The organism is Bifidobacterium sp. LH_416, from assembly GCF_056357055.1.
The window spans coordinates 182,878-207,704 of the sequence record NZ_JBKEVJ010000002.1 but is presented as its reverse complement, the minus strand read 5'-3'; the positions used below and the strand labels follow the sequence as shown (position 1 = coordinate 207,704).

16 protein-coding genes are annotated in these 24,827 nt (G+C 57.0%); 9 read left to right on the top strand and 7 right to left on the bottom strand.

What is annotated here, in order from left to right:
* Nucleotides 1–171: 171 nt before the first annotated feature.
* Nucleotides 172–1,281, bottom strand: coding sequence for a protein rep (locus AC1AY0_RS05420; protein ID WP_476525028.1), 1,110 nt, complete (start codon nt 1,279–1,281; stop codon nt 172–174).
* A gap of 62 nt (nt 1,282–1,343) precedes the next feature.
* On the opposite strand from AC1AY0_RS05420, the gene AC1AY0_RS05415 reads away from it, so the two are divergent.
* Nucleotides 1,344–2,744 carry an ATP-binding protein gene (locus tag AC1AY0_RS05415; RefSeq protein ID WP_476525027.1) on the top strand — a complete coding sequence of 467 codons (1,401 nt, stop codon included), beginning with the start codon at nt 1,344–1,346 and terminating at the stop codon, nt 2,742–2,744.
* 54 nt (nt 2,745–2,798) lie between these two features.
* On the opposite strand, the gene AC1AY0_RS05410 is transcribed toward AC1AY0_RS05415, so the two are convergent.
* Nucleotides 2,799–3,125 (bottom strand): hypothetical protein, encoded by a 327-nt coding sequence (locus AC1AY0_RS05410; protein WP_476525025.1) that lies wholly within the window; start codon nt 3,123–3,125, stop codon nt 2,799–2,801.
* 88 nt (nt 3,126–3,213) lie between these two features.
* Nucleotides 3,214–3,666 (bottom strand): hypothetical protein, encoded by a 453-nt coding sequence (locus AC1AY0_RS05405; protein WP_476525022.1) that lies wholly within the window; start codon nt 3,664–3,666, stop codon nt 3,214–3,216.
* Between the two features lie 782 nt (nt 3,667–4,448).
* Here AC1AY0_RS05405 and AC1AY0_RS05400 point away from each other — a divergent pair.
* Nucleotides 4,449–5,270 (top strand): hypothetical protein, encoded by an 822-nt coding sequence (locus tag AC1AY0_RS05400; protein ID WP_476525020.1) that lies wholly within the window; start codon nt 4,449–4,451, stop codon nt 5,268–5,270.
* Nucleotides 5,271–5,437: 167 nt separating this feature from the next.
* Nucleotides 5,438–7,978, top strand: coding sequence for a bifunctional DNA primase/polymerase (locus AC1AY0_RS05395; protein WP_476525019.1), 2,541 nt, complete (start codon nt 5,438–5,440; stop codon nt 7,976–7,978).
* A 29-nt stretch (nt 7,979–8,007) separates the two neighbouring features.
* Here the strand turns inward: AC1AY0_RS05395 and AC1AY0_RS05390 are convergent, their stop codons facing one another.
* The gene (locus AC1AY0_RS05390) at nt 8,008–9,348 is read right to left on the bottom strand and encodes a hypothetical protein (protein WP_476525017.1); all 1,341 of its coding nucleotides are present in this window, start codon (nt 9,346–9,348) and stop codon (nt 8,008–8,010) included.
* A 281-nt stretch (nt 9,349–9,629) separates the two neighbouring features.
* Here AC1AY0_RS05390 and AC1AY0_RS05385 point away from each other — a divergent pair, with 281 nt between their 5' ends.
* A complete protein-coding gene (locus tag AC1AY0_RS05385; protein WP_476526014.1) occupies nt 9,630–10,631 on the top strand; it encodes a colicin transporter in 1,002 nt (333 codons plus the stop codon).
* Between the two features lie 90 nt (nt 10,632–10,721).
* Here AC1AY0_RS05385 and AC1AY0_RS05380 read toward each other — a convergent pair whose 3' ends face one another.
* Nucleotides 10,722–11,387 carry a hypothetical protein gene (locus AC1AY0_RS05380; RefSeq protein WP_476525015.1) on the bottom strand — a complete coding sequence of 222 codons (666 nt, stop codon included), beginning with the start codon at nt 11,385–11,387 and terminating at the stop codon, nt 10,722–10,724.
* Between the two features lie 272 nt (nt 11,388–11,659).
* Here AC1AY0_RS05380 and AC1AY0_RS05375 point away from each other — a divergent pair, with 272 nt between their 5' ends.
* Entirely contained in the window at nt 11,660–12,652 is a 993-nt protein-coding gene (locus AC1AY0_RS05375) for a colicin transporter (protein ID WP_476526012.1), read from the top strand.
* Nucleotides 12,653–12,923: 271 nt separating this feature from the next.
* Here the strand turns inward: AC1AY0_RS05375 and AC1AY0_RS05370 are convergent, their stop codons facing one another.
* Both AC1AY0_RS05370 and AC1AY0_RS05365 read right to left on the bottom strand, forming a co-directional pair.
* Nucleotides 12,924–14,192 (bottom strand): tyrosine-type recombinase/integrase, encoded by a 1,269-nt coding sequence (locus tag AC1AY0_RS05370; protein ID WP_476525012.1) that lies wholly within the window; start codon nt 14,190–14,192, stop codon nt 12,924–12,926.
* Between the two features lies 1 nt (nt 14,193).
* Nucleotides 14,194–14,400: a helix-turn-helix domain-containing protein gene (locus AC1AY0_RS05365; RefSeq protein WP_476525010.1), complete on the bottom strand. Its 207-nt coding sequence runs from the start codon at nt 14,398–14,400 to the stop codon at nt 14,194–14,196.
* A gap of 410 nt (nt 14,401–14,810) precedes the next feature.
* Here AC1AY0_RS05365 and gltB point away from each other — a divergent pair, with 410 nt between their 5' ends.
* From gltB to AC1AY0_RS05345, 4 genes are all read left to right on the top strand, one after another.
* Nucleotides 14,811–19,382: a glutamate synthase large subunit gene (gene gltB, locus AC1AY0_RS05360; RefSeq protein ID WP_476525009.1), complete on the top strand. Its 4,572-nt coding sequence runs from the start codon at nt 14,811–14,813 to the stop codon at nt 19,380–19,382.
* Between the two features lies 1 nt (nt 19,383).
* The gene (locus AC1AY0_RS05355) at nt 19,384–20,922 is read left to right on the top strand and encodes a glutamate synthase subunit beta (RefSeq protein WP_476525008.1); all 1,539 of its coding nucleotides are present in this window, start codon (nt 19,384–19,386) and stop codon (nt 20,920–20,922) included.
* Nucleotides 20,923–21,084: 162 nt separating this feature from the next.
* Nucleotides 21,085–22,725, top strand: a complete 1,641-nt coding sequence (locus AC1AY0_RS05350) for a peptide ABC transporter substrate-binding protein (protein WP_476525006.1) — start codon at nt 21,085–21,087, stop codon at nt 22,723–22,725.
* Nucleotides 22,726–22,940: 215 nt separating this feature from the next.
* Nucleotides 22,941–24,824: a DUF5696 domain-containing protein gene (locus AC1AY0_RS05345; RefSeq protein WP_476526010.1), complete on the top strand. Its 1,884-nt coding sequence runs from the start codon at nt 22,941–22,943 to the stop codon at nt 24,822–24,824.
* Nucleotides 24,825–24,827: the final 3 nt, after the last annotated feature.

The window sequence follows — 24,827 nt, the reverse complement described above, 5'->3', positions numbered from 1 at the left end:
ACGGTTTTCGACCATCATTTCGTTGGCATTGTACGTCAAATGGGAGGACATGAGGGGACATTGCGGCATTTCATGTCCTTCACAGATGGCGAAATTTGCAGGCGGAATGAACCAGAAAACGGAATTGTCGGCCACAACGGTTTTGGCATGGTAGCTGGCTATTTCCCTCTATCATAGGGTGTCGTTGAGCATGTCGAGTGCGAGGGGGATTTCTCCGGTTTCGGTGAGTCTGAGGATGAATGCCATGACGCTTGGCTCGCGTTTGAGCTGGCGGTATGCGTCGGGGTGTATGTCGATGACGGGTATGCCGGAGATGGTGTCCTCGATGATCTGTTGATCTGTTTGTTCTGGTGTGCTGAGAAGGCTTGAGCGGAGTTCCCGGCTCCAGGTGATGCTGCGTTGTCCCTTGGTGGCGTGCGCGTATTCGAGCCAGAGGTGTTTGGCTTTGCTGCCCCCGATATCGTCGATGGTGGATTGGTCAAGGAGCTGGAATGGCGCCAGGCTGTCCTTGCGGCTGGTTTTGTTGTCCATGCGGGTGATTTCCATGCCTATCGCGTCCGGTGGTTTGCACATGTATCGGCCTACGCGTTCCGGTGATTCCTTGACGGGCAGGAGGGTAACACCGTGGCGTTTGGACGCTTTGCGGCTGCCCTGCTGCCGGAGCATCGTGTTCCACAGATCGTAGAGGTTGTTTTGCAATTCCTTGATATGAGGATTGGGCCGGTCGATGAACAGGAGTGCGTGGATATGCGCGTGCCATCCGTGTGACGGATTCCATGTGATTTCGATGCTCCGAGCCCAGTGGGTGACGGCGTAGGTTTTCTTGAAAAGACGCCAGCGTTGCGAGGCTATCATGGTCGACCAGCTGACGGTGATGATATCCATGCCCTGTTCAAGCCTCTCGCCTCGGGTGTGAGGGCGTGTCAGCGTGGCAAACACGAGCCCGTGTCCCTCGGCCTGCCACCTGTTTGCGGCTTGTTGCAGGTCCATTCCTCTTTTCATGCGGATGATCGGCGCGCAGATCGGGCAGGCCCAGGGTGATGCGCAATGCTCCAGATTCGCGATGCTGGCCTTGCCGTCGATGAGCTGGACGACGGGTTTGCCCAATGTCCATCCGCAGCGTGCGATCCTCATCGGCTTGATGAAACCCGTCGTGGTGCTTTCGGACAGTTGCAACGCCTCCTCGATGAGCCATGCGGCGCTACGGTTCCTGCGCTCCCACTGCATCTGACGCCATGCTTGCCGCACTTCGTAGCTGTTCTTCTTTGGCTGGTCGTTCATAAGGCACCGTCTATGCGCATAGGTGACGAAGCACGAAGCCCGATATCAATGAAGGAGGCGTCATGAAGACGAATACGAAGAGAACTGACATGAAACAGTTGCGTGCATCAAGGTTTCCTCGAGTGAAAAGGTTATGGGATGCCGTGCTGTGTTCACGTCGTTCGTTGCTGTGGGTACTGCTGATGATCCCCGCTCTGGCGTGGGGCGGTATGTGGCCGTGGGTCTGGCTGTTCTCTTTGGTGCTGGTTCTGATTGTCGACCTGCCGGTGCATATCCCGTTTTACTGCGACGGCGTTCTGACCGTCGCTGATTTGACATCGGATTGGGGATTGTGGCCGCTAGTCATATTGTCGCCGTTCGAGGACGTGGATATGTGGAGCGACAGGAAGCGTCGAAGGAATGGCAATAGGCTGGTCCGAAGGCTGGGCCTAGTGTCCGGCGATGATTCCCACGATTATCGTGTGTGGTGGTATCCGGAAGAACTGACGCTGCTGGTTCGCGAAGGATTGGGGCCGAACCTGTCCCCGTCCCAATTGGAGCCGGTGCTGGTGAGCAAGGCCCCGCTCCTGGATTGCGTGGACGCGACGGTGACGGGAATCAATGGGGTGTGCTGCACCGCCCGTTTCCATAAGCATCCTCGATGGCAGGCTTTGGCCGGGGCTCGTAGGATAGGCATGCTGCCTGCACCGTCTACCCAGGATAACGGCATCGCGGTGCCGATAGGCCGTGATCTTGAAGGAGATCATTGCCTGCAGCTGCGTAATGTGCCTGGATTGTGCGTGGGAGGCGCATCAAGGTCGGGCAAAACCAAGGCGGTTTGCATGTTGGCTGCCTCGTTGCAGCATTTCGGTTTTGCTTCCGTGTCGGTAATCGACTGCAAAGGCGGCGGTGATTTCACCAATGCGCTCTCAAGCTCGGTTCCGTCATTGGAAATGTTGGGTGCCCGGGTGCTGGCTGACCGTGGGGATGAGGATTTCCTGCAACAAGCGAAAGACATGCTGGACCGTGAGGTGGAGGATATGAGAGCCCGGCAATATGCGTTGGACCGTAGTTTCTGGGACCTCACCGCGAACAGACGCCCGCCCCTGCGTTTGCTGATCATTGATGAGTGTCAGGAATTATGGGCCATGAAAGGCCGTACCAAGGCTGAGACCGAACTGTTGAAGGCCATTCAACGCAATATCCTGACGTTGATCCGCGTGGGCGCATCCGCCGGCTGGTGCACGGTTCTGTGCTCGCAGGACTGGACGAGCGATGTGATTGACACGTCGGTGCGTAGCCAACTGATGCGTATCGCGTTCTGGTCGGCTGAGAGCTCGAAAACGCAGGCCATTCTGGGCTGTTCCAACGAGACGATGAAACGGATGAATTTCGACGGTATGGATCGCGCCGCATGGCGTGGCATGAGCATCATCAACGACGGAGACAAACCCGACTGGGTGCGATGGGATTTCCTCGCATGATAAAAAGCCGGAGCGCATGGCAAAAACCATGTACTCCGGCTTTTGCCGGGTCGGCTACTTGGCGTCGCCTTGCGGCAGAGGAAGGATATTCACCTCATCCGCGTTGAAGGTGATGCCATTGCGTCCATCCACGGCCCACGGGCGCGCGGTGAGATTCATCAGACGGATTTTCGCATACTCCTGTCCCCGAGGGGGCTCTTTGCTGGGCACGTTCACCTCAATGACCTCCCGTTTGCCCGTAAGCGGCTTGATGAGCACGCTGACCACCTGCACTGGGACCTTGTCTCTGATAACGGCGTTGCCGTCGCCATCAAGTTTCGGTTCCGAACTCAGGAACCGAGTGTCTCCCAATGCAGGGGTATCCACTGGAATACGATTCATCGGAATCTCCTTTCTCCGAATCCGAGGGGTGGGACTTTCCCATTCCTCCTCACGTTTCTATGCGGCTTTCTGGGTAATGAATACGCGCCTAAAGCCGCAGGATTCCTCGATGAAGGGTTTCCAACACGAGCGTGGCAAGCGAAGTCGTTTCGTCCAGGGACAAGGCCTCGAACGCCGCCGTGACCGCCTCGGGCATGTTCCGTGAAAGCAGATGAAGATAAGCGGCGGTGGCGAGCGTCTGCGGTTCATGATGCTCACGCCCCGCATGTGCGAGGCATGAGGCGAAACGTTGGATACGTGGAACGTCAAGCCGTTCAGGCTGGCGGAGCGCGTTGACGATGATGCGCTGCATGATGCTCCTGGCGGTGGGAGAGTGCGGTGTCATGGTGAGGGCATCCCACTCCGCATCCTTCATGCCAGGGTTGAGAATGGCGCAGATTACGGCGTCGCGATTATGCAGGCTGGTGTTGATTGCCTCGCGCAGGGTCTGCGGTTCCGGCTTATCGGCTGCGGCGACGTTGCGCATTTCTATGGTGTCCATATTTATCCTCCGTGATTTTGTTTTTTGCCGTTCTTCGGCGGAATACGCGATGATGAGCCTTGCCGGTCAAGCAAGCCGGACGTTTCGGAAAACATGGTTTCGCGCACGGACGATTTGCATGACCGGCAAGGCTCGTTAGGGTGGAATCCGCGAAGAACGGCAAACACCGCCGGGAACGGCGGCCTGGAATATCAGGAAGCGGTCGCGCGGCCTGGATGCCGGGCGTCCTTGTCGACGCGCCGGTGAAACCGGCTCCGAATCCTCGGCGTGAAAGACGGATTGACCATGCCCGCGTATGGGAGAAAAGTCCGTGACCGGATGCCGGAATGGTGGCCGCGCAAGGCGCGGCCGAGCCCGCCGCGACGGCCGTAGGCCGCAAGCGGGCGGGCGGCTTGGTAATGAATACGCGCCTAAAGCCGCGGGATTCCTATTTCGAACGTCCGAAAACGATTTTAGAGGGGCTTGTGCGGCAGTGCTTGGCTTTACCTTGGATTGGGGTCGGCCATTGAAGGAATGACGTGGGGTATTTTTGTCGCGTGCGTCAATGGTTAGTCAGAGTTCTTCTTGACGCCGATTATCGTTATATTTCAAGGACTTGCGAATGATTGTCAGTTTTTCGCAGATGCTGATGTGTAGAGCAGTGCATATCGTATGTAGTGGTATTGTGATGCCTGACATCCTGACATTTGCCGTTAAACGCCTTTATTCCGGGGATTGCTGCGTCAATTTTTCGTCTGACATGTTATGACAGTATGTACTGCTTACGTGTATGTGGGGGTGTGATGCCGTATTCGAAGTATTCGATGCAGGCTAGTCAGCTGTTGTCGCTGTTAACTCTTACCGAAGAAGATCCCGATGCGTTGATCTTGAACGGTACTCGGAATCTGCCTGTGTCTTGTTTCCTTGGTTCGGACTGGTACTGCCGTCAGTTTTCAGATGTAAATGTTTCCATCAGTTACAACCCGATTGATATTGGCGATTACCTGGCGAAGGAAGGGGATCGGGTACTTACCCTTCGTAAAACTCCCTTCGGCAGCGTGAACGATGCAGGCCTTGCAAAGCTTGAGTCACTAGTTCGTCGTAGAACCAGCTTCCATATGAAAATCTATTGCTGCATGTCGTCATATGCTGCGTATGTGCCAGACGTCTATTTGCGTATTCCGACAGAATTCGAAGTCGATGAGCTGATTCGTCTGATTCGGCTTCATGGTCGATGGCCGATTCCTTTTTCGTTGCTCAAACAGGAACTGGCGGCGGAATCTGCATATCGATGGATTTGTAGGCGAGCCGATTGCGTTCTGATGGAGTATGCAGGCTCGAGAAACGTTCCTCCTCGTTTTCTGATTGAACATTCTTTCTGGTTTGGACGATGTGTGGTTTCAATTTCCGCTACTGGTACTCGGCATGTTCCAGTATGCAAATTACTGACGCCGAATGGTTTCCTGATTCTCGCCGTAAAACCTCATACCAAGCAGTTATATCAATTCCTTCATCGGCATATTACTGATTCTCTGGTAGCATCCGTGATTCGTGTTTTACCGGAAGGCAGGAGAAAGCCCGTCTACCGTCTTGCATTGGCTACTGCACCGGCTTTCCGACATTGACGCAACCGATTTTTTCAGTTTTATGCAATTAAAGGTCATTTTCCTTTCGACCTGCTTCGTTATTCTGCATAGGTCCTCCCCGTCTCTATTGATTGGACGCGTTGAATCACTGGTCATGCGTCCTCGAACGGCATCGGAGGTACGAAATGTCATCCTCTCAGGATCCTATGCATGAATTTGGCGAATGCTTTGAACCGCTTCCGCCAGCGCCCCTTGTTCCCGTCTACCCTGGCATGCTCAGTAGTTTCAACAAGTTGTTGAAGCTCGTGTCCTGCGTTGTGGACCCTCTTGATGAGGATTGGTTGGTGATTTCGCCTGATGGTAGGCAACTGAAAGTTCCGAAAGTAGAGTCTTCTGGAAATCCTGTTTGCTCTCCCGGCGTTGCAATGGCGATGGCGGAGCTGCGCGTGACTATGGGAGGTGGACCAATCGCGTTCGCTATTCAGGAGGGCACCGAACGTCTCTGGCACCGCAGCGTGGTGAATGGTCGGACCGTGTTTCATCCCATCGCTAGCGTTGAAGCTGAATTCGGCATCGCTGCGTCAGAGCATATGTCTGGGATCGACGACTTTATACGCCATGCTGTGTCTCGAATTCCTCAGGCACGACTGGTGCTGGGGGTGAAGTTCAAGGATAAAGGTTTTGCCCGTACGTACTCTACTTCGGGAATATCTCACACAACGGTTGTTGAACCGGACGATCCAAGATTTAGCATGATTTGGGCTCTCTCATTTCCAACCATCGATTATTGCGAAGATAGAGCGGACCGATTTTTGCGTGTGGCTCAGACGGTTGTTGATGGAGCTGCGGCGGCTGAGATGTTGGCTCGTATCATTGCTGCGCCGGTGTGCCAGCCGTACATGCACGGGATGGGCTTTCTTACAGGTCCTGGCGGAAATGGCAAGGGCAGGACTATTAAATCTATCTCTGCATTGTATGGTCGGCTGGCTGCTCCGTTCAACCTTGCTGCATTGCTTGGAATGGCGCGCTCTTCGTCAACGACAAATGATCAAGCTGCGCTGGGTTTGCTCACGGGCCTGTTGGCTTATGATTCCGATGCTGTTAATCCCGGTCAAGGGATGGTTGAAAATATCAAAAAAGCCACGGCGGGCGAGTCACTGTCTATACGATTGCTTCAGCAAAACGTGTCAACGAATACGGTGATGGCGTTCATGATTGCGGCGACGAATCGGAGTAGTACGCTTCCATCCACGCCAGAATGGCGTCGACGCATATGGACCGTTCCATTCCGTTCTGATACCACAGAAGAAACGGTTTTACACTGGTCTATGTATCTCGGCGATGGCATGAATCCGGATGATGGAATCATTGACGCTCTCATGGCGGGGGCCGCTAGTTTCGCGGAAGGCCGGCCCGATCCGGAAACTATAAACCGTTTGACTGAAGGTTTGACGTTGTATGGAAAAACCGTTCGTGATCTGCTTATGTCGTGTGCTCCATTGGAAAATGACGGTTTCCCCGTCAAACCTCGTGTTCCTGTGTCTCATCCGGAATTGAAGGAACTGCATGTAAGTGAAAAGGAACGCTCCGATCAATTGTCGTTGATGGGTCTATCGACGAGTAGTATGCGAGACGTACACGGTGACGGACGTACCCGGCAAGTCATCTTTATCAAAGATATGAAGCGTTTCGTGCCGTTCGCCGATGAATGGCGACGGCAGAATGCCGCCAATATGGCCGAGCAGGATGATGAGGATGAGCGCAAACGAGAATTGGTTCAGAAAACGCATGCGCAAATGTTGAATGCACGCCCGCTCCAGGCTGTGGATGCTCGTCAACAGCTTAATCTATTGCAGACTGTTACAGGATTGGATGGATGGGTCATCACACCATCGCCATCGCAATGGAACGGGAAGGGAATCATAGGCGATTGGAAAAGCGATGAGAGTAAAATCCGCCATCCTCTCCATGATATCCAAGCGTTAAAAATACCAGATAGGTATGGTCTGTCGCTGACGAGCAATCTGCTGATTATCGATTGCGATGCCCCAAAGCAGGGGGGTGAACACGGAATCGATTCACTGATGCGTATCCCCGGAGTAACGCTTGACGATTTGGATACGGTTGTCATGCGCTCTCCCAATGGGCTGCATCTCATTTATCAAACACCGAATCAGTGGATAGGTCATGTCAAGGCATCTACTGGAGTGAACAATACCCGTATTGATTTGCGCCCGGGTGTGAAATCCTATGTTGTTGGTCCCGGATCTCACTGGACTGATAAACAAGGTGAGCATGTATACCTAGGAATTATTCGGTTGCCTTCACCTCGGATGATTTCAAATGAAGATGGTACCAGTCAAGAAGAGCGTCGGATACCCCTGCTGCCTGAGGCCATTGCGCAATGGTTGGAGCCGGCTGCACTAGAGGTCCCGAGCCCATCTATGAATCATTCATCCGAACCTCTAACTACCGGCGAACAACCATGGCGTGTGAAACAGCCTTTCGACCCGGGTGCCACACATGGAGCGATTGTTTCCCAAGCGGTAGCCATAGTTCACGCCTACCGTGAGAAACATCATTCTTCAAAATGGCTGGAGGACGCTCTACGAGCACTGCAGGATGAGGTGCTTCGTCAACACCCTGATCACGTCAAACGCGAGCCAGGAGATGTGTACAAGGCCATCAAATGGGCATGCAGAAATGAAGGAATACCTGTGCCGTCAACCGTTCGAACCGATATCTGAGGGGGATTTGGAGAAGGATTTGACGTTGTTTATTGAATACGGAACGGAGATACATGAAAATATGAACGATATGGGCACCCGTGTCTTAATTTGAGGACGTGCTGCTTGTCCTTGCGGATGATCCACAGCCAGGTGCCGAACCTGCCGTCCTCCGGGTTCACGTAATCCGTACCGTCCGCGTTCTTCGCGGTCACCGTGTTGGTCTGGCCGCTGCCGGTGAACGTGGTCTGGGCGGTGGCGGCGGGCTCGCCGAGCTTCTCGTTGACGCGTTCCAGATACGCGTCGGGATCCTCCGGGTTTTTGATGTCGCCCGTCTGTTGGAGCTCGTGGAGGATGGTGTCCTGATCGCCGGTGTAGTAGTAGCCGTCGGCGGTGACGCTCACCCCGTCCACCCATTCGTCCTGGTTCGTGGTGTTCACGCCGGAAGTGACCTTATCCGTGACGGTCTGGCCGCGTTCCAGCACGCGCGTGTTGGTCTGGGTGGTGACGGTCGGCTGGAAATCACGACGCACCTCAAACTGGATGTTCCCCGACGTCGTCTCCGGATCGGTCAAGGTAAGAAGATCCTGACTGGAGGAAGAGGAAACAGCTACCCGAGGATTCTTGTACTGAACCACAGGAGTGACCGTTCCATTACCGGTGGCAGTCCACGGGATATGCATCTCACCGCCAGCAGTGGTCCCACTGATCGTATTCGTTCCGGTCGCATCGAATTTCGCCGGCCCCTTCAATGTGATCGTGTAGCTTACTCCGGATACGAATTGTCCATCTCCGGTTTTGATTCCCGGGTCGATGGTGCCTTTGCGCTTGCCCTGCGTGTACTTGTAGGACGCGTCGATGCCCGCGGGCATGTCGTTCGCCTCGGCCCAGATGGTCGCGGCACGCGCGCGCACCGCGTTGATGTCGCCGCCCACGAGCGTCATCTTGCCTTTGGCTTCGTTCCACCATGCCTGGTTGCGGTCGAAGTGGTCGTGGATCGCGTACGCCAACGCGGCCTGGTCTACCGGATCCGTGCTGTTCTGGTATTTGTCGGCCAGATACGCGGCCTTTTTCCCGTCCTCGGAGTCGACCGGCGTCCACGTGCCCTGGTTCTGCCAGTTGTACGGGTTGCTGAACTCGATGCAGTACTTGTATGGTTTGCTGTCGTCCTGCGGGCCGAGGAAGAACGAGCCGGTGCCTACCCACCAGCCTCCCGCCGCCGAACCGCTCATCGGGTTCGTATAGTAGCCTGGCCCGGCCGCGGCCTGCGCCGTATTCGCGACCAATGCGCCGCCCAGCAGCGTGGCCGACGCGGCCAACAGCGCGGCGCCCGTCTTGGCGAACCGTTTCAGCAGTCCGCCGCCCTTGTCTTTGAGATCGTGAGAATGCATGCGCATCCCATCCTTTCTCTGGTTCCATGCCGCACGGCCTGTTCCGTGCGACGCGAAACACCCCTATGCGGGGAGAACCGGAGGGGATTCGTCGTTTCTCCCGGACGGGGGACGCATGCGTGGGGGTGACTGGTTGACATTTTGTTGCAGGCCGGGGCCAGCCATCATGAACAGTGGTGGAATCCCCGGGATGATCGGAGACATGAACACAGCCACGGTTCTACCGGACCCGTTGTAGTCTGGTAGACCGCGAAGCGTAAACACAAGGAAGAGGAAATCGCATGAGCGAGGAGATCAGGAAGGAAGACATTCAGGATCAGGATGCATCCGTGAAGGCCGAAGCCCAGGGCAAGACGAAGCCGAAGTGGCTTATCCCCGCCATCGCCGGAATCGGCGTGGTCGTGCTGGTCGGCTCGGGTTTCGGCGGATACCACGCATGGTCGAATCATGAGTTGAACGTGGCCAGGACCGCGTGTGCGACCGCATCGGAGAAGGTCAGGGAATCGGCTAACGACTACAACAATCTGCTCAACGGCGACGCCAATGACGCTTCCGCGATTAAATCCGATCAGGTGAAGGACGCGAAGACCGTCGACGCTTTGGCGAACGCGTTGAAGGCGGAGGCTCCCGAATACGCGGGCTGCGTCGCCGACGACAGGGACGGGCTGAACAAGGCGGCGGAGACCCTGGAATCCCAGGCGAAATGGTACGAGAACCATACGAAGAGCCTGAGCAAGGCGGTGAAGGCGGTCACCGAGTCCAGGGCGGCGAAGACGTTGGAGACCGCGAAATCGAACCTCTCCTCCAAGCTGGATGAGGCCTCCAAGCTCCTCAGCGACTCCGATGGCAAGGTGCAGGACAACGCCACGCGTGATTCCCTGACTCAAGCCATCGACGATGCGAACAAACTGAAGGACGGGACCGATCCGGCGAAGATCGACGAGGCTCGCAAAAGCCTCGAGGATGCGATGAAATCCGTGAACGACAGCGTTCAGGCGAAGGCGGATGCGGATGCGCAGGCCGCGGCCGCGGCCCAAGCCCAAACTTCATCCGGTTACACCGGATCCTCTTCCAGGGGAGGCTCTAACTACTCCGGCGGAACCACCTATAGGAAGACGAATACGGGAGGTTCGACCTCCAACGGTTCCGGCAGTAGCCAGAGCTCAAATAATGGATCTTCCAGTGGGAATCAGTCCGGACTGCCTTCCTGGGGCAGTGGGTCTGATTTGTGCTTCGCCTATCCCACTGATGGCTCCCCTTCATATCAGGTTCCCTGCAGCTGATAGGCACAGACATTGTCTGTAATGTACTCTTTCCCCGCTTCGCGTTGAATCCCCGTTCCTTTCCTCCATTGGATCGGAGCGGGGATTCCCTCATGCTTTTGGGCCGGAAGTTTCGATACGCCACGGGACGCCGCTGACATACCCGCCATTGGCGTTCTTTACGGCAACGGTAATGGTTCCCTTGCGTTTGCCCTGCACGTACTTATAGGAACCGCTGATATTGTCGGGCATGCTGCTCGTCTCCGCCCACAATGAGTCGGCCTTCGCGCGCACCGCGTTCATGTCGCCGCCCACGAGCGTGAGCTTCGCCCGCGCCTCCTTCCACCGGTCCGGATGCAGATCCAGCTTGTCGTGGACGAGCACGGCCAGGCCGGCCTGCGCGGCCGGATCCGCGTCATCCTTGTACTTGTCGGCCAGATACGCGAGCTTGAGGCTGTCCGCGTCCGTCGCGTCCTGCCATTGCCCGTTCGCCACATCCTGCCACTTGTAGGATGTGCCGAAATCGATGCAGTACTTGTACGGTTTGCTGTCATCCTGCGGGCCGACGAAGAAGCCGCCCGTGCCGATCCACCAGCCGCCATCCGCGCTCCCGCTCGTCGCGTTCGCATAATAGCCGGGACCCGCCGCCGCCTGCGCCGTATTCGCGGCCAGCATGCCGCCGGCCAATGTGGCGGCCGACGCGATCAGCGCCACCGTGGCCTTGGCGAACCGTTTCAGCAGTCCGCCGCCCTTGTCTTTGAGATCGTGAGAATGCATGCGCATCCCATCCTTTCTCTGGTTCCATGCCGCACGGCCTGTTCCGTGCGACGCGAAACACCCCTATGCGGGGAGAACCGGAGGGTTCCGTCGTTTCTTCTGGACGGGGGACGCATGCGTGGGTGTGACTGGTTGACATTTTTTTCAGGCCGGGGCAAGCCATCACGCAAGTGGGGAATCCCCGGAATCATTCGAAACATCTGGAAGCCACGGGTGATGGGCGTGATAGCCTGTAGCCCGCGAAGCGTAATAGGTAAGGAGAAGCGTTCGTCATGAGCGAGGAGACTAAGAAGGAAGAAATCCAGGATCCGGCCGTGATCAAGCCGGAGACAACCACATCGGAAACGGCGGAAGCCCAGGGCAAGCCAAAAGCGAAATGGCTTATCCCGACCATCGCCGGGGTAGGCGTGGTCGTATTGGTCGCTGCGGGTTTCGGCGGGTATCACGCATGGTCGAATCATGAGTTGACCGTGGCGAAGACCGCATGCGCGACCGCCTCCGAGAAGGTCAGGGAATCCGCTAACGACTACAACAATCTGCTGAACGGCGACGCCGGCGACGCTTCCGCGATCACATCAGATCAGGTGAAGGACGCGAAGACCGTCGAAACCCTGGCGACAGCGTTGAAGAACGCAGCCCCCGAATACTCGGGCTGCGTCGCCGACGACGCGAAGGGTCTGAACGAGGCGTCTTCGAAGCTCGAATCCCAGGCCAAGTGGTATTCATCCCACACGAAGTCGCTGTCGAAGGCCGTGAAGAGCGTGACCGAGTCCAGGGCGGCGAAGACGTTGGAGACCGCGAAAGCCAGCCTCTCCTCGAAGCTGGATGAGGCGTCGAAACTCCTGTCGGATTCCGATGGGAAGGTCGCCGACAACGCGACCCGAGACAACCTGAGCAAGGCGATCGACGCGGGCAACGGTTTGAAGGACGGCAACGATCCGGCCAGGATCGACGAGGCCCGCAGAAGCCTCGAGGATGCGATGAAGGCCGTGAACGACAGTGTTCAGGCGAAGGCGGATGCTGATGCGCAGGCCGCTGCCGCGGCTGCGGCTCAGGCTCAGGCTCAGGCCCAATCGTCGCGATCCTCCTCCTCGTCCAGGTACTCGTATTCCGGCTCCTCCTCTTCCTCGTCCGGCTCCAATGGTTCGATCGGTGGTTTCCCGGACGCCGACCCCAACTATCACGGAGCCGCCCATGGAACCGGCCGTCCTGTGGATGGCTCTGAATCCGCCTGCAATAGTCAGGGAGTCTGCGGCATCGGCTGACCGCATCACCCCCCCTCTTCTCCCCTCGAAGGCCCGTACCGGCATGCCCCCGGTACGGGCCTTTCCCGTCCTCCATCGTCCGGAAGAAACCGCATAGCCGGAGCCCCGTCCCGTGGCATGCGGTTCTCCCATCCTTATCCGTCACGGCCGCGGGGCGACAGGAAACAGGGTCGCGCGGCGGGGAATCATGAGGCCGTGAAACCCCGGTCGCCAATTCAATCGCCCCGTGACCTCGGCATGATTCAGACTTTTTGGTCATATTCCATGACCTTTAGATCTTCCACATCTGGTTGAGCTTATCGACGGCAGTTTGTTCGTTCCCTGGCCATAGGGCAGCATACGTATCCAGAGTCATGGTGGCATTGGCGTGCCCCATGAGTCGTTGGACTGTCTTCACATCAGTGCCATTGGCAATCAGCATTGAGGCGTATGTATGGCGCAGGGCATGAGGGCTGAGTTTATTGATGCCGTTTAGTCCGGCTGCCGTTACCGCTGGTAGCCAGCATGAATGTCTCCATGCTATGTAATTAAGTCTGCATCCATCCGCGTCATGGAAGAGGAAATCATTCGCACGACGACCGGCCATAATGTCCGTAAGCCGGTCATGCAGCATCGACGGAATAGGAACTATACGGTCAATGCCGTTTTTGGTTGGTCCCTCTGCGCTCCATATGCAGCCATCTTTTCCTGTGGATCGTGTTTTGGTCACAGATACGGTCCAGGAGAACCTGTCTATGTCTCCAACGCGTAAAGCTGCGGCTTCCCCGATGCGGAGACCGGTGCAGGTGAGGAAAAGGATGAACAGACCATTGCAGGCAGTGGATTTCTCGCTGGTCTTCTTGTTGACGATACGGTCACAGGCTTTCGCGAGTGCTGTGACTTGGTCTGTCGAAAGAATGACCAGCCGTTTTGCATTATTACTTTTCACTTTCGGCCATTTTGCCTTTCTGCCGGCGTTTTCATTAACCCACCTGCATTGAATTGCGACATCGAGAATCTGGTTGAACACGTTCCGAATGTTCTGAATGCTGCCCGGTGTAAGCGGATGCTTGCGTCCGGGCGCGGAGCCGTTGAGCAGATCCGATCCCCACAGTTCCACGGCTAGGGGAGTGATGGATCCGACTGCTGCGTTACCCCAGCGTGGCTTGATTCGTCTCTCGTAAATCAGACGCTGGCCTCGCAGAGTTCCAGGGGCGACCGTAACGCGTTTTTCGAACCAGATATCGGCCGCCTGCGATACCGTGTGCTGCGCGCTGGCTTTGTCGATATAACGGTTCGATCTAATGTCGTCGTCGACTTGTGTGCGCCAGGATTCAGCTTCCGCTTTTGAACTGAACCTTTTGTTGCGACGCTTGAGCGAACCGCCAGGGAGCGGTTCCATCCAATACACGACCCAGCGTTTGCCTGTTCCGAAGGCGGCGGTTCGGTTCTCCTCGGCCACCTTCGCCTTGTCCGGGATTCGTGCGGAGTTAAGGCTTCGTCTCTCGGCGGAGGAAGCCGTATCCTTCAACCAGCGGTCTTCTATCCAAGCGTGTGCCATGTCAGTGGCTCGCTTCCGTGAGATTGGATTCAATCCAGGAACGAACGTCAATCATCCTGTATCGGACTGAATGCCCCAGCTTCAGGAAGGGGAGTTCCCGGTGCTCGCCTCTCCATCTTTTCAACGTCATAGTGGAGATTCCGGTCAGTTCGGAAACTTGTTCGGTGGTCAGCAACGTCACGCAATCGAGTTCTTGATAATCGTTCATACCCGGCTCTATGCCGGTTTTCGAGTGCGTGAAACGGGGGACATAGAGGGGACATCGTCTCGATACGTTCTGAACCCCGGTGAAACTTTCATTCTTGGAATCCCAATGATTCCAAGGGTTTTCGGCACTTTTCCCGTAAAAGCGAGAAATTAACCCCGATGACGCTTTTTGAACCCTGCTGAGACGTATTGAAACGCCGGAAAGCCTTACTCCCATAAGCGATTTGACCTTTCGTGAGCGGTTCGGGAGAGGCTAGGGAGAAAATAAGCTAAGATTGACTCTTGACTTTTTACGCAACTCGGTATATGGACAGCGAAACGTAATTGACATGCTTCGACGCTACGCTGTCAACAGCAACCTAGAGAAGTGGCGCGTTGTTAGCGTGCCCATAAGCAATTGAGGTGATTTCGGTGACATTCAAAGCCCCGCTTGATCTCACGGTCCATGCTCCGGATGGCATGTACGACCCCTCCAATGAGCATGACGCCTGTGGTGTGGGTATGGTCACCACATTGAACAAGCGCCCCGAACACAAGATCGTCAAGGACGCCATCGAGGTGCTGGTGAACCTTGACCACCGCGGTGCCGTGGGTGCCGAGGAAAACACGGGTGATGGTGCAGGCATCCTGATGAGCATGCCAGACGAATTCATGCGCGCCACCATTCCGGCCGAACTGCCTGAAGCCGGCCACTACGCTGCAGGCATCGCATTCCTGGATCGTGACATTGAGACCTCCGGCCAGCAGGAACAGGCCATCGCCAACATTGTGCGCGAAGAAGGTCTCGAAGTCCTTGCATGGCGCGTGGTACCCACCAACCCGGACGGCCTTGGTCTGCAGGCTCTGGCCGCAATGCCCGGCTTCAAGACCCTGGTCATCGCATCCGAAGATGGTTCCCTCGGCGGTGTGGAGCTCGACCGCAAGACCTTCCGCATCCGCAAGCGCGTGGAACACGAAGTCGGTGTCTACTTCGCATCCCTGTCCGCACGTACCATCACGTACAAGGGCATGCTCACCACCATGCAGCTCACCCACTTCTTCCCGGATCTGGTTGACGAGCGCATGAAGGCCACCGTGGCCATCGTCCACTCCCGCTTCTCCACCAACACGTTCCCGAGCTGGCCGCTGGCCCAGCCGTTCCGCCTGCTGGCCCACAACGGCGAGATCAACACCATTCAGGGCAACCGCAACTGGCTGTCCGCCCGCGAAGGCCGTCTGAGCTCCGAACTGCTCGGCGAGTTCAAGCCGCTGCTGCCGATTACCACTCCGGGATACTCGGATTCTGGCACCTTCGACGAGTGCCTTGAACTGCTGCACCTCGCCGGCCGCTCCCTGCCGCATGCCATCTGCATGATGCTGCCGCCAGCATGGGAGAAGAACAACGATCTCGACCCGGACGTGCGCGCATTCTACGAGTACAACAACACGCTTATCGAGCCGTGGGATGGCCCGGCAGACATCGTTTTCACCGATGGCACCCAGGTCGGCGCGCTGCTCGACCGTAACGGCTTCCGCCCGGGCCGTTGGCAGCTCACCGATGACGGCTACATCGTGCTCGCCTCCGAATCCGGCGTATTGCCGGAAACCGAGCAGGATCACATCGTTTCCAAGGGTCGTCTTGAGCCCGGCAAAATGTTCCTTGTGGACACCGCCGAAGGTCGCATCATCCCGGATGAGGAGATCAAGAAGAACCTCGCCGCCCAGCACCCGTACCGCAAGTGGGTGGAAGGCAACTCCGTGGAGCTTTCCGACCTGCCCAAGCGCGAGCACGTGAGCCACTCCGGCCAGTCGGTGCAGCGCCGCCAGCGTGCATTTGGCTACACCGAGGAAGACCTGAAGCTTCTGCTGACCCCGATGGCCAACACCGGCAAGGAACCGCTCGGCTCCATGGGTAACGACACCCCGCTGCCGGCACTCTCCAGCCGCAGCCGTATGCTGTTCGACTACTTCACCCAGAAGTTCGCACAGGTCACCAACCCGCCGCTGGACTGGGAGCGTGAGGAAATCGTCACTTCCCTCGAATCCGCCATCGGCCCGGAGCCGAACCTGCTGGCTGACTCCGAACTGCACGCCAAGAAGATTCTGATTCCGCTTCCTGTGGTCAACTCCGATGAAATGGCCCAGTTGAAGCGTCTCGACCGCGCCCGCATCCTCGGCGACTACTACCGTCCGTACGTGGTCAAGGGTCTGTATCAGGTAGCCGGTGGCGGCAAGGCGTTGAAGGAACGCCTGGATGAGATCTTCGCTGAAATCGATGAGGCCATCGAAAATGGCAAGAACTTCATCGTTCTGTCCGATCGTGATTCCAACCACACGTGGGGCCCGATTCCGTCCCTGCTGCTCACCTCCGCAGTACAGCATCATCTGCTGCGCCGCCACACTCGTACCCAGATTTCCATGGCAGTCGAGGCTGGCGATGTGCGCGAAATTCACCATGTGGCACTGCTTATCGCCTACGGTGCAGCATGCGTGAACCCGTACCTGGCCTTCGAATCCGTGGAAAACCTGGCCCGTACCGGTTACCTCAAGGTGGACGAACGCACCGCTGTGAAGAACCTCACCAAGGCACTTTCCACCGGCGTGCTCAAGATCATGTCCAAGATGGGCGTCTCCACCATCATGAGCTACCGTGGCGCACAGCTGTTCGAAGCCGTGGGCCTGAGCCAGGAAGTCGTGGACGAATACTTCACCGGCACCACCTCTCGTGTGGGTGGCGTTGGCTTGGATGAGATTGCCGAAGAAGTGGCCATTCGTCACCGTGTTGCCTATCCGAACCAGTGGACTGCATCCCCGCACCGCAACTTGAGGACTGGTGGCGACTACAAGTGGCGTCGTACCGGCGAAGACCATCTGAACGATCCTGAGGCAATCTTCCTGCTGCAGCAGTCGACCCAGCGTGGCGACTACCAGATGTTCAAGAAGTACTCGCACCACATCAACGACACGTCCAACCGTCTCATGACGTTGCGTGGCCTGATGAAGTTCAAGAACACCCGCAAGCCCATCGACATCTCCGAAGTTGAGCCGGCCAGCGAGATCGTCAAGCGCTTCTCCACTGGTGCAATGAGCTACGGTTCCATTTCCCAGGAAGCCCACGAGACGCTCGCCATCGCCATGAACTCCATTGGCGCCCGCTCCAACTCCGGTGAGGGTGGCGAATCCGAGGATCGTATCAACGATCCGCAGCGTTACAGCCGCATCAAGCAGATCGCATCCGCTCGTTTCGGTGTGACCTCCGATTACCTGGTGCATGCCACCGATTTGCAGATCAAGCTCGCACAGGGTGCTAAGCCTGGTGAAGGCGGCCACCTGCCTGGAGCCAAGGTTCCGCCGTGGATTGCACACGTCCGCCACGCCACTCCTGGTGTGGAGCTCATCTCCCCGCCACCGCACCACGACATCTACTCCATCGAGGATTTGAAGCAGCTGATTAACGATGCGAAGATGGCCAACCCGAAGGCTCGTATTCATGTCAAGCTCGTCTCCGAGTTCGGCGTGGGCACCATTGCCGCTGGCGTGGCTAAGTGCCATGCCGACGTGGTGCTCATTTCCGGCTACGACGGCGGTACGGGTGCAGCCCCGCTCAACGCCATCAAGCACGCCGGCACCCCGTGGGAGATCGGCCTGTCCGAAACCCAGCAGACGCTAATTCTGAACGGTCTGCGCTCCCGCATCGTCGTCCAGTGCGACGGCGAGCTCAAGACCGGCCGTGACGTGGTCGTTGCCGCACTGCTTGGTGCTGAGGAATTCGGCTTCGCCACTGCGGCATTGATCGTCGAAGGCTGCGTCATGATGCGTGCCTGCCAGAAGAACACCTGCCCGCAGGGCATCGCCACCCAGGATCCGGAGCTTCGCGCCCGCTTCCGCGGCAAGCCTGAGCATGTGGTCAACTTCTTCATGTTCATCGCTGAAGAAGTGCGTGAGATTCTCGCCGAGCTCGGTTTCAAGACCCTTGAAGAGGCCATTGGCCACGTCGAGTGCCTTGATCAGAACGAAGCAATCAAGCGTTGGAAGTCTGACGGCATTGATCTGAGCAACGTGTTGAAGCAGGCCGGCCCGGTTCCGGGCACCATCCTGCACCAGACCATCGAGCAGAACCATGAGCTCGAAAAGGCTCTGGACAACGAGCTCATCAAGCTCTCCGAGCCGGCTCTGGAACGCAAGGAGCCTGTGCGTATCGAAATGCCGATTCGCAACGTCAACCGTACGGTGGGCACCATGGTCGGTTACGAGATCACTCGTCGCTACGGCGAGGAAGGTCTGCCTGATGACACGATCGACATGACCCTGCATGGCTCTGGTGGTCAGTCCATCGGTGCGTTCATCCCGCGTGGCGAGACCCTGCGCATCTACGGTGAAGTCAACGATTACGCCGGCAAGGGTCTGTCTGGCGGCCGTATGATCGTGCGTGCTGAAGAAGGCGTCACCTTCGATAAGCATGAGAACGTCATTGCCGGTAACGTCACTGGTTTCGGTGCTACCTCCGGCCAGATGTTCGTGGCCGGCCGCGCAGGCGAACGTTTCGCCGTGCGTAACTCCGGTGCCACGTTCGTGGTGGAAGGCGTGGGCGATCACGGCTGCGAATACATGACCGGTGGCACCGTTGTGGTGCTCGGCCCGACCGGACGCAACTTCGGCGCAGGCTTCTCTGGCGGTAACACCTACGTGCTGGATCTCGACATGAAGAAGGTCAACCCTGGTGCCATCAAGTCCGGCAGCCTACTCTTCAAGTCGCTGAACGCTGAAACCGCACAGCTGGTGCACGATTTGGTCAAGCAGCATGCCGAGGAGACTGGTTCCCAGTTCGCGGCAGCACTGCTGGAAGACTGGAACGAAACCGTCAAGCGTTTCACTCATGTGGTTCCGAAGCAGTATCTGGCCATGACTCGTGCCATGGAAGAAGCCAAGGCCAACAACATCGATTTCAATTCGCCCGGAGCCTGGGAAGAGGTTTACGAGCACGTCACGGAAGGAGTGCGCTGACATGGGCGACCCAAGAGGATTCCTGAAAGTCCGTACCCGCCGCGAGTTGGCTGAACGCCCCATCGAGGAGCGTATCAAGGACTGGTTCGACGTTCACGCCGAATCCGGACTTCAGCCGTGGACTCGCGAACAAGCGGCCCGCTGCATGGACTGCGGCACCCCGTTCTGTATGACCGGCTGCCCGCTTGGCAACGTTATTCCTGAATGGAATGATCTGGTTCGCCAAGGCAAGTGGGAGGACGCATACAACCGCTTGTCTCAGACCTCTAACTTCCCTGAGTTCACCGGCCGTATCTGCCCGGCACTGTGCGAACAGGCCTGCGTGCTCGGCATTCACCAGCCGCCGACCATGATCAAGAACGATGAAGTCACTATCATCGACCAGGCATGGGAACTCGGCTACGTGAAGCCGCTGCCGCCGCAGCGTCTGACCGATCAGACTGTTGCCGTGGTCGGCTCCGGCCCGGCAGGCCTCGCCGTGGCACAGCAGCTGACTCGCGCCGGCCACACTGTGGTCGTCTATGAGAAGGATGACGCTCTCGGTGGCCTGATGCGTTACGGCATCCCGAACTTCAAGCTTGAAAAGGGCCTGATTGATCGCCGTATCGAACAGATGGAGGCCGAAGGCACCCGATTCCGTACCAACGTGGAAATCGGCAAGGACATCTCCTGGGATGAGTTGCGCGATCGTTACGACGCAGTCGTAGTGGCCATCGGCTCCCGTGTACCGCGCGATATGAAGATTCCGGGCCGCGAGCTCGACGGCATTCACTTCGCCCTCGACTTCCTGCCTGATGCCACTCGTCGCGTCTTCGGTGTCAAGCCGGTTAACGACATCACCGCCAAGGACAAGCACGTTGTGGTCATCGGCGGTGGCGACACCGGTTCCGACTGCCTCGGTACGTCCATCCGCCAGGGCGCCAAGGACGTTACTGTGCTGCAGATCATGCCGAAGGAGCCGAGCACTCGTCCGGACAACCAGCCTTGGCCGACCTTTGCGCGCCTCTACCAGAAGACCACGTCTATGGCCGAAGGCGGCGAGTACCTGTACAGCACCGATTCGGTGAACTTCATCGGTTCTGAAGAGGAACAGTCCAAGGTCACCATCGAGAACTCTGCCACCGCTGAGGGCTTCGTGGCAGATGAGCACGGTCACGTGACCGGTCTGAAGATTGTGAACGTGGCACCCGGCGAAAATGGTCCGTTCACTCGCCAGCCTGGCACTGAGCGCGTCATTCCGGCTGACCTGGTGCTCATCTCCGTGGGCTTCCTGCACCCGGACACCACCACGTTGCTTGACCAGCTGCCTGTGGAGCTCGACAAGCGCGGCAACATTGCCCGTAACGATAACTTCGCCACCAGCCAGGATGGCGTGTTCGTTTGTGGCGATGCCGGCCGTGGCCAGAGCCTTGTGGTGTGGGCCATTGCGGAAGGCCGCTCCTGCGCTGCAGCAGTGGACGAATACCTCTCCAGCGAAAAGACCAGCGAGCTGCCAGCCCCAATCAAGGCCAGCGATCGCCCGATGATGCTGCCTCGCTAAAGTAGAGCAACTACAAGCATGAGAAACCCCTGCCAATCTCGGCAGGGGTTTCTTTTTGTTAAGGTTTCTTACATTTCGAGAATATGTATATATAGTTAACATTCGGCTTCTACGGTGTTCTTTCGTCGTCATGAGGCGACGCCAATACTGTGGGAGAGAATTATGAAGACACGCCACATAACCTCATTAGTCGCGGCAGGTGCTGCGATCATCATGCTGCTGAGCGGCTGCGGCTCGACGGGCACATCAGATAATGCAAGCAGCACAGCAGGCTCCAACATCATTTCCGTCTACGGCAGCGAACCCGCGCACCCGCTGTTCCCGGGCGCAGTCACCGAAGCTGGCGGTGGCAAGGTTGTCGATCAGCTGTTCGCCGGCTTGGTCACCTACGATGCCAACGGCGGCATTCACAACGAAGTTGCGGAAAGCATCACATCCAGCGACAACGCCACTCATTACGTCATCAAGATTAAGAAGGGCTGGAAGTTCACGGACGGCACTCCTGTCACCGCTCATTCGTTCGTGGATGCCTGGAACTACACCGCTAACAGCGCCAACAAGCAGGGCAGCGCTAGCTTCTTCAGCACCATCGAAGGCTATGATGCATTGCAGGCATCGGATGTGGACCCAAGCGCCACACTGTCTGGCCTGAAGGTCGTGGATGACTACACCATCGATGTGAAGCTGAGCCAGCCTGATTCGGCATTCCCCGTGAAGGCCGGAAGCCACGCCTACATGCCATTGCCTGAATCCGCATTCAAGGATCCGAAGAAGTTCGGCGAAAACCCGGTTGGCAATGGTCCGTACAAGTTCGTCTCCTGGACGCACAACCGCAGCATCAAGATGGTGAAGAACCCCGACTACAAGGGTAACCGCGTGGCCAAGAACGACGGCCTCGACTTCATGATCTACACGTCTCCAGACTCCGCCTACGCTGATCTTCGTGGCGGCAACCTCGACTTCACGCACGCAATCCCATCCACCGCATTGAAGACCTTCCAGTCCGATAAGTCGCTGAAGTCCTATAACCAGCCGGGCGGCAACACGCTTTCCTTCACCATTCCTGAGTGGCTCGATCACTTCGGCCAGAATGAGGAAGGCAACCTCCGCCGTCAGGCCATCTCCATGGCCATCGACCGCAAGACCATCGCCGAGAAGATCTTCAACAACACGTCCACTCCGGCCGTCGACTTCCTGGCAGCCCCGATTAGTGCGTACTCCAAGAGCCTCAAGGGCAATAGCGTGCTCAAGTACAACCCGAAGAAGGCCAAGGAACTGTGGGCCAAGGCCAACGCCATTTCCCCGTGGTCTGGTGATTTCGAAATCGCCTACAACGCAGACGGTAATGCTAAGGGTTGGGTTGAAGCCGTATGCAACTACATCAAGAATTCGTTGGGCATCGATGCCAAAGCTGCGCCAATGTCTACATCTGATGAGTTCCTGTCCAACGTGGATTCCGGCAATATGACTACCGCATACCGCAGCGGTTGGGGCCCGGATTACCCGTCCGCAGACAACTACTTGGTGCAGCTCTACGCATCCAGCTCGGCTGACGGCAAGGGCGCAAACTCGGGTAACTACAAGAACCCTGAATTCGATGCGCTGATGGACAAGGCACTGTCTGCACCATCCACTGAGGAAGCGGATAAGTACTACCAGCAGGGAGAGGAGATTCTGCTGCAGGATCTTCCCGCCATCCCGCTGTGGAACCAAAACGCCACTGCAGCGAGCACCTCATCCGTCTCCGGTGTCGAATTCGACTATGGTGGCGGCCCGGTATTCACTGAGCTGACTAAGAAGTGATGTTCGAGGTATCTCACATTGACCTATAGTTTCGGAGCCAAAATCACCGGTACCATAGTCAGTGGTGAGACAGCCGAACATGCAGCACAGCGCACATAGCGCAAACAATGACGCCCGCCGTCCCGAAGTGAATGGCGGGCGTTCTGATGCAAACAGGCGCATCAGCATAATCAAATGTAATTACAACAGAATAGACAACAGGAGTACAGCACATCATGGAATTCACCGCATCCGGTACCACCGTGCGCTTTGATGAGCGAACATTGCAGTTCACATTCCAGCGCAACGGAGCCGAATGGAACACCCGCGCCGGCAGCAAACCTCAGCTGGAAAGCACGCAAGGTACATTCTCGTTTACTGATGCTGCATCCATCACCCATGAGTACAGGGAAACCGGCACTGGAGTAGGCGTACGCAGCATGTTCACCGGATTCGCGCACAGCGCGTACGCGTTCTGCACGTATGTATGGATTGAACGAGCTTCAGGCGATGTGCTGTTCGAGTGGATTCCGCTCAACGAGCAGGGATTGGATGTCACCAAAGTAGTGTGGCCGGTCGCAATGGAATTCGACCGTTCGAACGGTCACGATGCTACGCTAATCACCCATGAGCAAGGCGTGATGATTCCCAACACATGGCCTACCGCTGTCACTACGAAAGACATTGCTTTCGAGGGACGATTCGAAACAGCTGGAGGATACATGCCATGGTTCGCGCAACTGCGCGAGGAAGGTGACGGTTATATTGCCATCTGCGAAACCCCATGGAATGCCGGCTATGGCATCGACCATCCAGCCGATGGTCCGTACACGCATATTGGCACATGGTTCGAGCCAAGCCTGGGAACCATGGATTACCGCCGTGTAATGCGATACCGTTTCCTTGAGCATGCCGACCACACTGCGGTATGCAAGACATATCGTGCGTATGTCAACGAGCGTGGCCGTCTGCGCACCCTTGCCGAGAAGGCTGCGCGCAATCCTTCTGTACGCGATTTGATTGGCCGTTCTTGGGTGCACGTCGGCATCAAAACCAAGGTTCAGCCTGATTCCTACTACTTTGATAAGGAACATCCGGAAAACAACGGATCCTTGGTCACATTTGCCCAGCGAATCAAGCAAATGCAGACACTGCATAGCATGGGTGCCGGCCGACTCTACATGCATCTGGACGGCTGGGCACAGCCGGGATATGACAACGAGCACCCTGATTATTTGCCGGCTTGCCAGGAAGCTGGCGGATGGGAAGGCATGAAAGCGTTGGTAGATGCCTGCCATGCGCAAGGCGATATCTTCGGCACTCATGACCAGTATCGTGACTACTACTTCACCGCGAGAACGTTTGATACGAATAATGCCATTCGTCTGGCCGACGGTACGATGCCGGAGCATGCGCGTTGGGCAGGCGGACATCAAACCTACCTGTGCGCAGAGCTTGCCCCGGATTATGTGCGCCGTAATTTTGCTGAAATCGCGTCGCACGGCATTCAACTCGATTGCGCATATTTGGATGTGTTCACCTGCAACGAAGGCGACGAATGCTCCAATCCCGAACACCGCATGACCCGTCGCGAGTGCTACGATCGCCGCGCGGAATGCTTCGAATACCTGCTGTCGCACGGCATTCTGTCTTCCTCCGAAGAGGTCTCTGATTGGGCTGTGCCGAGCCTCGTGTTCTGCCATTACGCACCCTATGACTTCCAGATGCGCTCACCAAGTGCACCACGACAAGGCGTGCCGGTGCCGCTGTACAACCTCGTCTACCATGATTGCGTCATCGAACCGTGGATGATGGATCGTGTAGTGGATGGTGACGATTACATGCTGTACGCGTTGCTGAACGGTGGTGCGCCATACCTCATTCGTGATGCCGCATACATTGGTGTGGACGGTGACATGGACGCCGAACAACGTGCACGAACCGAAAACGAAATCGAACGATGCCAGATTGTTGCAGGCTTCCACGAACAGGTAGGCATGCAGGAACTGGTTCGCCACGAATTCGTCGAAGGTGACCCATTGGTGCAGCGTTCAGTATTTGCGAACGGGGCTTCGGTCACTTGTGACTTCCATACGCAAACCTACAGCATTGCCGACTGAGCG

Coding starts and splice junctions, on each gene's coding strand:
- AC1AY0_RS05420 (WP_476525028.1), bottom strand. CDS start 1,281: ATGAACGACCAGCCAAAGAAGAACAGCTACGAAGTGCGGCAAGCATGG.
- AC1AY0_RS05415 (WP_476525027.1), top strand. CDS start 1,344: ATGAAGACGAATACGAAGAGAACTGACATGAAACAGTTGCGTGCATCA.
- AC1AY0_RS05410 (WP_476525025.1), bottom strand. CDS start 3,125: ATGAATCGTATTCCAGTGGATACCCCTGCATTGGGAGACACTCGGTTC.
- AC1AY0_RS05405 (WP_476525022.1), bottom strand. CDS start 3,666: ATGGACACCATAGAAATGCGCAACGTCGCCGCAGCCGATAAGCCGGAA.
- AC1AY0_RS05400 (WP_476525020.1), top strand. CDS start 4,449: ATGCCGTATTCGAAGTATTCGATGCAGGCTAGTCAGCTGTTGTCGCTG.
- AC1AY0_RS05395 (WP_476525019.1), top strand. CDS start 5,438: ATGCATGAATTTGGCGAATGCTTTGAACCGCTTCCGCCAGCGCCCCTT.
- AC1AY0_RS05390 (WP_476525017.1), bottom strand. CDS start 9,348: ATGCATTCTCACGATCTCAAAGACAAGGGCGGCGGACTGCTGAAACGG.
- AC1AY0_RS05385 (WP_476526014.1), top strand. CDS start 9,630: ATGAGCGAGGAGATCAGGAAGGAAGACATTCAGGATCAGGATGCATCC.
- AC1AY0_RS05380 (WP_476525015.1), bottom strand. CDS start 11,387: ATGCATTCTCACGATCTCAAAGACAAGGGCGGCGGACTGCTGAAACGG.
- AC1AY0_RS05375 (WP_476526012.1), top strand. CDS start 11,660: ATGAGCGAGGAGACTAAGAAGGAAGAAATCCAGGATCCGGCCGTGATC.
- AC1AY0_RS05370 (WP_476525012.1), bottom strand. CDS start 14,192: ATGGCACACGCTTGGATAGAAGACCGCTGGTTGAAGGATACGGCTTCC.
- AC1AY0_RS05365 (WP_476525010.1), bottom strand. CDS start 14,400: ATGAACGATTATCAAGAACTCGATTGCGTGACGTTGCTGACCACCGAA.
- AC1AY0_RS05355 (WP_476525008.1), top strand. CDS start 19,384: ATGGGCGACCCAAGAGGATTCCTGAAAGTCCGTACCCGCCGCGAGTTG.
- AC1AY0_RS05350 (WP_476525006.1), top strand. CDS start 21,085: ATGAAGACACGCCACATAACCTCATTAGTCGCGGCAGGTGCTGCGATC.
- AC1AY0_RS05345 (WP_476526010.1), top strand. CDS start 22,941: ATGGAATTCACCGCATCCGGTACCACCGTGCGCTTTGATGAGCGAACA.